General features: G+C 73.7%; 9 protein-coding genes. 4 read left to right on the top strand and 5 right to left on the bottom strand.

All coding sequences use genetic code 11. The annotated features are described in order from the left end of the window. From R9X44_RS21210 to R9X44_RS21195, 4 genes are read left to right on the top strand one after another with little or no spacing between them, the layout of a single operon-like run. Complete coding sequence (locus R9X44_RS21210) at positions 1-1,629, top strand: ABC transporter ATP-binding protein (protein ID WP_319815970.1); 1,629 nt, start codon at positions 1-3, stop codon at positions 1,627-1,629. Positions 1,630-1,671: 42 nt separating this feature from the next. Further along, the gene (locus R9X44_RS21205) at positions 1,672-3,030 is read left to right on the top strand and encodes an LLM class flavin-dependent oxidoreductase (protein ID WP_319815969.1); all 1,359 of its coding nucleotides are present in this window, start codon (positions 1,672-1,674) and stop codon (positions 3,028-3,030) included. After that, entirely contained in the window at positions 3,027-4,232 is a 1,206-nt protein-coding gene (locus tag R9X44_RS21200; protein WP_319815968.1) for an acyl-CoA dehydrogenase family protein, read from the top strand. Before R9X44_RS21205 ends, R9X44_RS21200 begins: the two co-directional genes overlap by 4 nt. Further along, the gene (locus R9X44_RS21195; protein ID WP_319815967.1) at positions 4,229-5,446 is read left to right on the top strand and encodes an acyl-CoA dehydrogenase family protein; all 1,218 of its coding nucleotides are present in this window, start codon (positions 4,229-4,231) and stop codon (positions 5,444-5,446) included. The genes R9X44_RS21200 and R9X44_RS21195 overlap by 4 nt, the downstream gene beginning before the upstream one ends. Positions 5,447-5,502: 56 nt before the next feature. Here R9X44_RS21195 and R9X44_RS21190 read toward each other — a convergent pair whose 3' ends face one another. From R9X44_RS21190 to solA, 5 genes are read right to left on the bottom strand one after another with little or no spacing between them, the layout of a single operon-like run. Further along, the gene (locus tag R9X44_RS21190) at positions 5,503-6,642 is read right to left on the bottom strand and encodes an FAD-dependent oxidoreductase (protein ID WP_319815966.1); all 1,140 of its coding nucleotides are present in this window, start codon (positions 6,640-6,642) and stop codon (positions 5,503-5,505) included. Further along, positions 6,642-7,136 carry a flavin reductase family protein gene (locus R9X44_RS21185; protein ID WP_319815965.1) on the bottom strand — a complete coding sequence of 165 codons (495 nt, stop codon included), beginning with the start codon at positions 7,134-7,136 and terminating at the stop codon, positions 6,642-6,644. Before R9X44_RS21185 ends, R9X44_RS21190 begins: the two co-directional genes overlap by 1 nt. A gap of 35 nt (positions 7,137-7,171) precedes the next feature. Then, the gene (locus R9X44_RS21180) at positions 7,172-8,344 is read right to left on the bottom strand and encodes an acyl-CoA dehydrogenase family protein (protein ID WP_319815964.1); all 1,173 of its coding nucleotides are present in this window, start codon (positions 8,342-8,344) and stop codon (positions 7,172-7,174) included. Then, positions 8,331-9,719, bottom strand: coding sequence for an MmgE/PrpD family protein (locus tag R9X44_RS21175; protein ID WP_319815963.1), 1,389 nt, complete (start codon positions 9,717-9,719; stop codon positions 8,331-8,333). Before R9X44_RS21175 ends, R9X44_RS21180 begins: the two co-directional genes overlap by 14 nt. Beyond that, positions 9,716-10,900 carry an N-methyl-L-tryptophan oxidase gene (gene solA / locus R9X44_RS21170; protein WP_319815962.1) on the bottom strand — a complete coding sequence of 395 codons (1,185 nt, stop codon included), beginning with the start codon at positions 10,898-10,900 and terminating at the stop codon, positions 9,716-9,718. The genes R9X44_RS21175 and solA overlap by 4 nt, the downstream gene beginning before the upstream one ends. Position 10,901: the final 1 nt, after the last annotated feature.

Below are 10,901 nucleotides of genomic sequence, written 5' to 3'. Positions count from 1 at the left end.
ATGACCAAGCCATCCGATCCGGTCCTGGAGATCGCGGGCCTGAACGTCACGTTCGGCAAGGCCGAAGCCGTCTCCGACGTGTCGCTCACGCTCACGCGCGGCCGCTGCCTCGCCCTGGTCGGCGAGTCGGGCTCCGGCAAGAGCGTCACCGCCCGCTCGGTGCTCGGCCTCGCCGGGCCGCGCGCCGAGGTCCGCGCCGACACCCTGCGCGTGCTCGGCAAGGACGTCCTCGGCCTGTCGGCGCGCGGGCTGCGCGACCTGCGCGGTCCCGCCGTCGGCCTCGTGCTCCAGGACGCGCTCGTCTCCCTCGACCCGCTCAGGCCGGTCGGCAGGGAGATCGGCGACGCCCTGGCCAGGCACACGAAGCTGACGCGCGCGCAGCGCCGCGCGAAGGTGGTCGAGCTGCTCACCGCCGCGGGGGTGCCGCGCCCCGAGGAGCGCGCCGCGCAACGCTCCGGCGAGCTGTCCGGCGGGCTGCGCCAGCGCGCGCTCATCGCCTCGGCCATCGCGCTCGACCCGCCCCTGCTCATCGCCGACGAGCCCACCACGGCCCTCGACGCGACGGTCCAGGAACAGATACTCGAACTGCTGCTCGGCCTGAAGGAGGCGGGCACCGCGGTCCTGCTCATCAGCCACGACCTCGCCGTGGTCGGCAGGATCGCCGACGACATCGCCGTCATGCACCACGGCCGCGTGGTCGAGCACGGCCCGGCCGCCCGGGTGCTCGCCGACCCGCGCGCCGACTACACCCGGCGGCTCATCGCGGCGATCCCCGGCGACAGGCCGCGCGGCGTCCCGCTGTCCGGGCCGCGCCTGGAGACCGCCGAGCGGACCCCGCCCGTCGCGGTCCCCGACGAGGAGATCATCAGCGCCACGGGGCTCGCCAAGTCCTACCCGGGCCCGAACGGCGTGCCGAGGCCCGTCGTGCGCGACGTGTCCTTCGCGCTGCGGCGCGGCAGGACCCTCGGGCTCGTCGGCGAGTCAGGCTCGGGCAAGACCACGACCGCGCGCATGGTGCTCGGCCTCGTCCGGCCCGACGCGGGCGAGATCAGGCTCGCCGGCCGCCCGTGGAGCGCGCTCACCGAGCCCGAACGCCGCCCGGGCAGACACCGGATCGGCGCGATCTACCAGGACCCGCTCGGCTCGTTCGACCCGCGCCACACCGTCGGGCGCATCCTCGCCGACGCCGTCAGCGGCGGCAGGACCACCAACCCGGCGAAGCACAGGGCGCGCATCGGCGAACTGCTCGACGCGGTCGGCCTGCCGTCGTCGGTGCTCGACCGCAGGCCGCTGCGGCTGTCCGGCGGGCAGCGCCAGCGCGTCGCGATCGCCCGCGCGCTCGCGCCGGAACCCGAGCTGCTCGTCTGCGACGAGCCGGTGTCCGCGCTCGACGTGCTGGTCCAGGCGCAGGTGCTCGACCTGCTCGACGAGATCCAGCGCACCCTCGGCCTCGCCTGCCTGTTCATCTCGCACGACCTCGGCGTCGTCCAGCACGTCAGCGACGACGTCGCGGTGATGGCCGACGGCGCGATAGTCGAGTCGGGCCCCGCCGAGCGCGTCTTCACCGCGCCGGAACACCCCTACACGCGGGGGCTGCTCGCCGCCGCGCCACGCCTCACGGGCGCGTGACGCCCTACCCCCCGTGACGCCCTCCCCTACGAAGGACAGAGGATGACCCTTCACTTCAACGCGTTCGTCATGAACACCGCGTCGCACATCCAGCACGGCCAGTGGCGGCACCCCGACTCCGGCCAGGTCGACTTCGAGGACGTCGGCTTCTGGATCGACCTCGCCAAGCGCCTCGAAGCCGGCCGCTTCGACGCGATCTTCTTCGCCGACGTGTCCGGCCTGTACGGGCCGGGAGACGGCGACTACGAGGTCTACGCCAGGCACGGGCTGCAGATCCCGAGCAACGACCCGGCCGTGCTGCTGTCGGCCCTCGCCGTCAACACCGAGCACCTCGGGCTCGCCTACACCAGCGGCATCCTCCAGATGCCGCCGTTCACCTTCGCCAGGCAGATCTCCACGCTCGACCACATCTCCAAGGGCAGGATCGCCTGGAACATCGTCACCGGCACCCAGGAGAACGGGGCGCGCAACCTCGGGCTGCCCGGCCTCATCCCGCATGACGAGCGGTACCGCAGGGCCGAGGAGTACGTCGACGTCGCCTACCAGCTCTGGGAGGGCTCGTGGGACGACGGCGCGCTCCTGAAGGACCGCGAGCGCGGGATCTACGCGGACGCGTCCAAGATCCACAAGATCCGGCACAAGGGCGAGTACTACTCGGTCGAGGGGCCGCACCTGCCGTCGCCGTCGGCGCAGCGCACGCCGCTGCTGTTCCAGGCGGGGGCGTCCGACGCGGGCCGCGCCTTCGCCGCCCGGCACGCCGAGGCGGTCTTCATCGCCGCGCCGAGCCCCGAGGTCGCCGCCGAGGGCATCGCCGACACCCGGCGGCTCGCGGTCGAGGCGGGACGGCTCGCGTCCGACATCAAGTTCTTCCAGGGCATCTCCTTCGTCGTCGGCAGCACCGAGGAGGAGGCGCGCCGCAAGGAGGCCGACCTCGAGGAGTACATCAGCGCCGAGGGCCTGCTCGCGCACATGAACTTCGGCACCCGCCCCGACGGGACCGTCTACCCGCCGGAGACGCCGCTCGCCGCCGTCGAGACCGAGGCGAGCAAGGGCATCCTCGAGTGGCTGCGCCGCAGCATCACCGACCGTGAGCCGGTCGTCGCCGACCTCGCGGCGATCCTCGCGAAGCGGGCGCGGATCGTCGGGACCCCCGAGCAGATCGCCGACGGCCTCCAGGTCTGGAAGGACGCCGGCGTGGACGGCATCAACGTCGTCAACTGGCGGCTTCCGTCGTCCTACCAGGAGTTCATCGACCACGTGATGCCCGTGCTGCGCAAGCGCGGACTGGCCAAGGAGGAGTACGCGGAAGGGTCGCTGCGCCGCAAGCTGTTCGGCGCCGACCTCGTCAACGACAGGCACCCCGCCGCGCGGCACCGCGGCGCTTTCAAGGAGGCACGATGAGCACACTTTCCGACGAGGAGGCGTACGAGGCGCTCGCGGCGCGGTTCCGTCCGGTGTTCGCGCGGATCGCCGAAGGCGCGGTGGACCGGGAGCTCCACCGCGACCTCGCCCACGAGCCCGTCGCGTGGCTGAAGGAGGCGGGGTTCGGCGCGGTCAGGGTGCCCGTCGAGTTCGGCGGGTCCGGCGCGTCGGTGTCGCAGCTGTTCCGGCTGCTGATCGAGCTCGGCGAGGCCGACTCCAACCTGCCGCAGATCCTGCGCGCCCACTTCGGCCTGCTCGAAGAGCGGCTGCACGACCCCGACACCGCGGCCCGCGAACGCTGGCTGAAGCGGATCGGCGCGGGCGCGGTCATCGGCAACGCCACGACCGAGGTCGGCGGCGGCGCGCTCGGCGCGGTCGCGACCGAGCTCACCGGCGACGGCCCGACCCTGACGCTGCGCGGCACCAAGCACTACAGCACCGGAAGCCTGTACGCCGACTGGATCGCGGTCCTGGCCAGGCGGGGTGAGGAGGAGCAGGGCTTCGCGCTCGTGCCCGCCGACGCCCAGGGCGTCACGCGGATCGACGACTGGGACGGGTTCGGCCAGCGCCTCACCGCCTCGGGCACCACGGTCCTGGACGGCGTCGAGGTCGACCCCGACGACGTGTTCTGGTTCGCCGACCGCGGCCCCAGCTACATGATCGCCTTCTACCAGCTCTTCCACCTGGCGGCGCTCAGCGGCATCGGCCGCGCCGTCGTCCGCGACGCCGTCGCCTACGTGCGCGGCCGCGAGCGCGTGTTCAGCCACGGCAGCGGCACGTCCCCGGCCGCCGACCCGCTCGTCCAGCAGGTCGTCGGCCGGCTGTCGGCGCTGGCGTTCTCCGCCGAGGCGACCACGCTCGCCGCGGTCGCGGGCCTTGAGTCGATCAACGCGCGCAGGGCCGTCGGCGAGGTGCCGCAGGAGGCGTACGACGCCGCCGAGATCGCCGCGTCCCAGGCGCACATCACCGTCGCCGACACCGTCCTGCGGGCGGCGAACCTGCTGTTCGAGACCGGCGGTGCCTCGACCGTGCAGCGCGGCAGGGCGCTGGACCGGCACTGGCGCAACGCCCGCACCCTCGCGGTGCACAACCCGGTCATCTACAAGGAACGTGTCGTAGGCGACCACCTGGTGAACCAGGCGGCCCCCGCCTACTCGTGGATCGTGGGAGTGAAGAAGTGAGCGGCCTTGACCTCGTCCCCGACCCGAGCGTCGAGCGGGACCCGGAACTGCTGCACTGGACCGGCGTCGCCGCCGAGGTGGCCGCGAAGCTGCGCGCCGACGTCGTCGAACGCGACGCGGCGAACCTCGCGCCGCACGCCGAGGTGGCGCTGCTGCGCGCGCACGGCCTGCTCGCGCTGACCGTCCCCGAGGAGTTCGGCGGGACGGGCGCTGCCTGGCGCGTCGGCCTCCAGGTGTCGCGGGTCATCGGCCGCGCCGACACCTCGATCGCGCACATCCTCGCCTACCACTACGCGTGGCTGCGGGTGCTCGAACACCTCGGGACGCCCGAGGCCGACCGGCAGCTCCGCGAGACCGCCGCGCTCGGGCTGCTGTGGGCGTCCCCCGGGCACAACCGCGCGGGGTTCCCCAAGCTGATCCCGGTGGAGGGCGGCCATGTCGTCACCGGGGACAGCGGCTTCGCGACCGGCGCGCCGGTCTGCGACAGGATCTTCACGAGGGTCGTGCACGCCGAGACCGGCCATGCCCTCGCCGTCGTCCTCGACGCCGCCGCCGACGGGATCGCCTACACCGGCGACTGGGACGTCCTCGGGCAGCGGCTCACCGCGAGCCGCGAGATCACCCTCACCGACGTCGAGATCTCCGACGAGGCGATCCTCGCCGACCTCGGCCCCCTGCAGGCCCCGCCCGAGCCGCACCAGGCGCTCGGCGTGCTCAACTTCCAGCTCATCTTCGGCGTCCTGCACCTCGCCGCCGCCGAAGGGGCCCTGCTGGAGGCCGCCGCCTACACGCGCGCCCACACCCGGCCCTGGTACCACTCGCTGGTCGAGAAGGCCACCGACGAGCCGTTCATCCTGCAGGGATACGGCGTCCACGTGGCACGCCTCCAGGCGCTGTCCGCGCTGGCGGACCGGGCCGAGCACGCGCTCGCCTGGCTCTACGCCAGGGGCGCGGCGGCGACCCCGGCCGACCGTGCCTCCGTGGCAGAGACCGTCGCGAGCCTCAAGATCACCTCAACCGAAGCCGCCCTCGCGGCGTCCTCCGCGCTCTTCGACCTCACCGGAGCCCGCTCCACCGCCACGACCCACGCGCTCGGCCGCTTCTGGCGCGACCTGCGCACCCTCACCCTCCACGACCCCGTCGCCTACAAACAGCACGAACTCGGCGCGTACTTCCTCAACGCCGAGTTCCCCGTCGCGTCCGGATACCGCTGACGTGGGCCCTCCGGGCCGGGCGGAGCACCGCACCGGCCCGGAGGGGGTTCCGGGGGTCAGGCCGAGCAGGGGCGGAAACGGGCGGGGACGGGCTCGTCGCCCAGGACCTGCGCGGCGGTCAGGCGGCCCAGGAGAGGGGCGAACTTGGCGGCGTGGCCCGAGCAGGCGGCCTGGAGGGTGAGGTGGTCGGCGGTGTCGATGACGAAGTCCTCGGTGGGGGTCGGCGTGAACAGACACGCCGCCTCGGCGTAAGGCGTGGGGTCGAGGCCGGGGAGGAACTCGCGGACATACGCCGTCACGCGGGCGCGGTTGTCCGGGTCGATCGAGCGGTCGGGGTCGGCGGCCGAGGAGATGAGGGGGCCGCCGTCGAACTCGGCGACCTTGATCCCGGCGAAGTCGGCGTCCGCGCCGCCGGGGAGCCCGTAGGTCTGCATGCCGGGCTCCTTGTGGATGAAGGTGGGCCATGCGGCGTCCGGGTCGCGCCAGCGGAAGTGGAAGATCTGCTCCTTGCGCACCCGGAAGGGCGGCAGCCGCCTGACGAACTCGGCGGGCAGCGGCAGCGTCGGCAGCAGCCGGGGGAGGAAACCCCCGGCCGCCACCACGACGTCCGTCGGGTACAGCGTCTCCTCCAGCGCGCTGGACGACCCCGTGACGACGTCCACCGCGAATCCCCGCTCGGTCCGCCGGACGGCGACGGCCTCAGCGCCGGTCCGCACGTCCGCGCCCGACGCCGCCGCGAGCGACGCCATCGTCTCGGCGGCGAGCCGCGCGTTGAGCGCGCCCGCGTCCGGGTGGAACAGGACGGGCGTCTGGAACACCATGTGCGGCCAGCGCTCCCGCGCGGCTTCCGCCGACAGCACCTCGTTGCGGACGCCCAGGGAGCCGAGCAGTGCCGAGAGCTGGGCGGCGTCCCGTCCCGACCCGTGGTCGACCGCGCCGTGCGCGGTGAGGAGGGGGACGCCGGACACCTCCTCAAGGTCGGTCCAGTCGGCCCGCGCCCGCCGGACCAGATCGGCGTACAGGGGGTCGGTATAGGCGTACCGGAAGATCCGCGACGAACCGTGCGAACTGCCCTGCGTTCCCGCGGGTATGTCGCGTTCCAGCAGGGTCACCTGAACGCCGCGCCGGGCGAGCTGCCAGGCCGTCGCTGTCCCGTTGAGCCCCGCGCCGACGACGAGGACGTGCCGCGCCGCCATCACGCGGCCGCCAGTCGCCGGAACCCGCTGGCGTGGAAGACGAGGGGCGAGCGGTCGGGCTCGGCGTCCACCGCGCACACCCGCAGCAGCACGATCCTGTGGTCTCCGGCCGGGACGACGTCCTCGACCGCGCACTCGAGCCACGCGGGCGCGCCGCGCAGCAGCACCGCGCCGCTCTCCGCGGTGTGCAGGGGCAGACCGGTGAACCTGTCGGCCTCCCGCCCCGCCAGGGCCCGGCACGCCGGGCCCTGGTCCGCGCCGAGCACGCTGACGCCGAGGCGCGGCGCGGCGGCGAGCCGCCGCCACGTCCGCGACGCGTTGGCGACGCACACCGACACCAGCGGCGGGTCGAGCGAGACCGAGGTGAACGAGCTCGCCGCCATGCCGGCGGGCACGCCGTCCACCAGCGCGCACAGCGCGGTCACCCCGCTGGGGAAGCAGCTGAACGCGGTGCGCAGCAGGGGCGCGTCCGCGCCCGGGACGATGGGGATCAACACGACTCCTTCGAGGAGGGCGGGTGCGGGAGGCGTCAGCTCGCGGCGGTGATGCCGCCGTTGCCCTTGACGGCGTAACCGTCGGCGATCATCGCGGCCCCGAGCTCACGTGTGTAGTTGTCGACGCGGTAGTGGAGGGTGAAGGTCCGGGTGTCCCGGTAGATCCTCTCCAGTTCGTAGGACTTGAACATCGACCTGGCCCCGCACACGTCGAGCGCCCGCTGGGTGATCTCCAGCGAGACCCGCTTGGCGACGGTCAGGGCCTGCACCGAGGCGTACTCGGCGGCGGCCGGGTCGTCGCCCTCCCACAGCCGCGCCGCCGCGAACAGCGCCTCGCGCGCCGCGTGCAGGTCCGCCGACATCTCGCCGAGCTGGAACTGGATGAGCTCGCTGCCCGCGAGGTTGGGCCGCTCGCGCACCCACTCGACGGCGAAGCGCAGCGCGCCGCGCGCGGAGCCGAGGTGGTTGGCGGAGAATCCGAGGGTGAAGGTGCGCGGGTCGTGCGTCTCCCACCAGCCGGGCTCGCCGAAGATCGCGTCGTCGGGGATGGCCATGCCGGTGATGCGGACGCCCTGGCTGACCGTCGCGCGCATGCCGAGGGTGTCCCAGTTGTCGATCATCTCGACCTCGGGCGCGTGCCGGTCCACGAGGACGGCGACGCTGCGGTGGTCGTAGTCCTCGGTGCCCGGCACGGCGAGCCAGATGATGAAGTGGTCGGCACCCGGCCCGAGGGACGCGAAGTGCTTCTCGCAGGTGAGCGTCCAGCCGCCGTCGGCGTCCCGGCTCAGCTCCGACGCCGACGCCCCCGCGCCCTTCTTGCCGGGCACCGACTCGCTCCCGACGGAGGCGACGCGCCGCCCCGCCTCCACGATCGGAATGAGGTACTTGCGCGCCTGCTCCTCGGTCGCCGCGTGCGCGAGCATGCCGATCGCGTGCAGGTGGACCTGGAGGAGCTGCGCGGTGGGCGGGTCGATGCTGGCGAGGTGCTCGAGGATCTCGTAGTACTCCACGAAGCCCGCCTCGCCCCACAGCCCCTGGCCGCCCCACTTGACGGGCAGGGTGAGCGACAGCAGTCCGGCTTCGTGCAGGTCGCGGAAGTTCTCCTCGGGGAAGGCGGCGTCCCTGTCGAGCCGGGGCGCGCGGGCGCGGAAGGCCCCGGCGAGTCCGTCGAGCGCCTCGATCCGCTTGGTCTGCTCAGGCGTGCGCATGTGAGGTCTCCTTCTGTTGGTCTGTGTCAGAGGGGTCTGTGTCAGGGCGGTCTGTGTCAGCGGGGGTGAGGGGGTAGGTGAGGGCCGCCATGAGGTCGGCGAGGCCGCGCCCGGCGAGCGTGCCGTCGCCGGGTTCCGGGTTGAGGCCCGTCGCGTCGAGGCGGGCGCGGTCGGCGGGGTTCAGCTTGGCCCGGACGACGCCGGTCCAGCCCGGGTCGTCGGCGTCGCCCGCGGCGGCCGCCTCGCCGGAGGCGACGGTCCGCCCGTCGGCGAGCGTGACGGTGACCTCGCTGCGCCGCACCTGCGGGAACCCGGCGGTCAGCGCGGGGTCGACGACGACCTCGACCCGGGCCATCAGCTCGGCGACCGCCCGATCGCCGAGCCCCGTCGTGACGCACCCGAGGTCGAACGCGCCGGTGGCGAGCAGGCACGCGACGGGCCACGGCAGGTTGAACTGCGCTTCCTCCGACGTCCGCGGCACGCCGCGCGAGAGTCCCGCGGCGGCCTCGAAGGTCCGGATCTCGATCCTTGCGACGTCGTCGGCGCGCAGGCCCGGCACGCCGAGCCGGTCGAGCAGCGTGCGCGCGGCGGCGAGCGCCGGGTGCGCCCAGCGGCAGCACGGGAACGGCTTCACGTAGACGTCGAGGACCTCCCAGCGCTCGCCGAGCCCGTCGTCTGACCGGCCCTCGAGGAACTCCGAGCGGTGCGCGGTGAACCCGTCGGCGGCCAGCAGCGCGGCGGCGACGCCGGTCTGCGCGCCCCAGCCCATCGCGTCCTTGGCCATCGACGGCTCCGCCACGGCGCGCATGATGAGGTCGGTGGGGGAGTGGTACTCGGCGAGGCCGAGCGCGTGGTCGGTGCGCCGCGCGTCGAGCCCGAGCAGATGCGCCGCCGACGCGGCAGCGGCGACGGTCCCCCAGGTGCCCGTGGAGTGGAACAGCGGCCACCGCGCGTGCTGCTGCACCGCCGCGCGCACCCCGATCTCGTACCCGACGACCACCGCCGTCACGAGCCGGGTGAGGTCGGCCCCGACCTGCTCGGCGACGGCGAGGGCGGCCGGGATCACGACGGCTCCGGGATGCCCCTTCGCCAGCGGGTGCCCGTCGTCGAGATCGAGCGCGTTCATGAGCGTCCCGTTGGCCCACGCCGCGCCGGGGGCCGAGACCCTGCGCCCGTCGTACAGACAGGTCGCGGCCGAGCCGCCGTAGACGGCGGCGGCGTGGTCGGCGGCGATCCGTGCCGCGTCGAGCGCGCGCGCCCGCTCGGCCGCGACCGAGGCGTCGAGGAACAGCCACGCGACGCGTTCGCGCACCGCCACCGGCACGTCGTCCCAGGTGAGCCCGCCGATGAAGGCGAGGGTCCGCGCGGCGCTCACCGGTGGTACCTCGCGGCGAAGCCCGGGTCGTTGAGCGCGGCGCGGTCGAGCCCGAACGCCCCGACGGGGTGGGCGGTCGTCCCGGTCGCGCTCAGTTCGGCCAGGACCCTGCCCATGAGGCTCGCGAACTTGTAGGCGTGCCCGGCCCCGACGAACACCGTGACGCGCGGGTCGGTCCGCAGCGACCCGAGGATGAAGTTCTGGTCCGGCGGGATCGTGTACAGGCAGGTCTTGGTGTACAGCTCGGGCCCGAGGAAGCCGGGGACGTGCTCGGCGAGGAACTCACGCTGCCGCTCGCGCCTGACGGGGTCGGCCTCGAAGGTACGTCCGTCGGCGGTGACGGGGTGGCCGCCCAGGTGCTGCCCGAGCTTGGTCGCGACCTCGCCGTAGACGGGGAAGCCGTAGAAGTTGTGCTCGCCGTGCCACATGAACACCGGGAAGTTCGCCGGGCTGAACTCCTTGAGGTGCGGGGTGGCGTAGTAGGTGACCTGCTCCTGGGTGACGAGCAGCGGGAAGGGCGGCTCCCCGTCCGGAAGCAGCTCGTTGGTCCACGCGTCGGCGGTCAGGATGACGCGCTCGACAAGACAGGTCTCGGTGTCGGTGACGACCTCCACACCGGCCGCCGTCGGCACGAGCTTGCGCACCGGCGTGCGCGCGCGCACCTCGGCCCCGTGCGCCCTGGCCAGCGCGAGGTGGACGGCGTTGGCGCGGGCGGCGTCCACGATCCCGGACTCGGCCTGCCACAGCACCTGCTCGCCGCCGCCGAACCTGAACTGCGGGAACCGCTCGGCGGCCCGCTCGGCGCTCCACAGCTCGTACTCGACGCCGTGCCTGTCGAACATCGCCGTGTAGCCGCCGATGTTGCGGCTTCCGGTGTCGAGGCCCGCGCGGGCCGCGACGTCCTCGATGACGAGCCCGCCGGTCCGCGTCAGCAGCCGCTGCCCCGACGCGGCTTCAACGTGCGCCCACGCTTCGTAGGCGGCCGGTGCGAGCGACGCGTAAGGCTCCTCGTGCTGGGCGAGCCGGATGATGCGCGAGTGGTCCTGTGACGCGCCGCGCCCGTGGCCGAGGTCGAACCGCTCGAAGCCGACGACGCCGGGCTCGGACGCGGCCGACCAGTACAGCGCGGCCGACCCGATCCCGCCGAGGCCGACCACCGCGGTGCGGAAGCTGCGGTTCACC

The sequence above is a fragment of the Actinocorallia sp. A-T 12471 genome, assembly GCF_033875155.1.
Lineage (GTDB): Bacteria > Actinomycetota > Actinomycetes > Streptosporangiales > Streptosporangiaceae > Actinocorallia.
The sequence above is the reverse complement of the archived record's forward strand: the minus strand, read 5'-3'. Positions and strand labels throughout refer to the sequence as shown.

Excerpts from the sequence above, each read along its gene's own strand:
- R9X44_RS21205 (WP_319815969.1), top strand. The coding sequence starts at position 1,672 with ATGACCCTTCACTTCAACGCGTTCGTCATGAACACCGCGTCGCACATC.
- R9X44_RS21200 (WP_319815968.1), top strand. The coding sequence starts at position 3,027 with ATGAGCACACTTTCCGACGAGGAGGCGTACGAGGCGCTCGCGGCGCGG.
- R9X44_RS21210 (WP_319815970.1), top strand. The coding sequence starts at position 1 with ATGACCAAGCCATCCGATCCGGTCCTGGAGATCGCGGGCCTGAACGTC.
- R9X44_RS21180 (WP_319815964.1), bottom strand. The coding sequence starts at position 8,344 with ATGCGCACGCCTGAGCAGACCAAGCGGATCGAGGCGCTCGACGGACTC.
- R9X44_RS21190 (WP_319815966.1), bottom strand. The coding sequence starts at position 6,642 with ATGGCGGCGCGGCACGTCCTCGTCGTCGGCGCGGGGCTCAACGGGACA.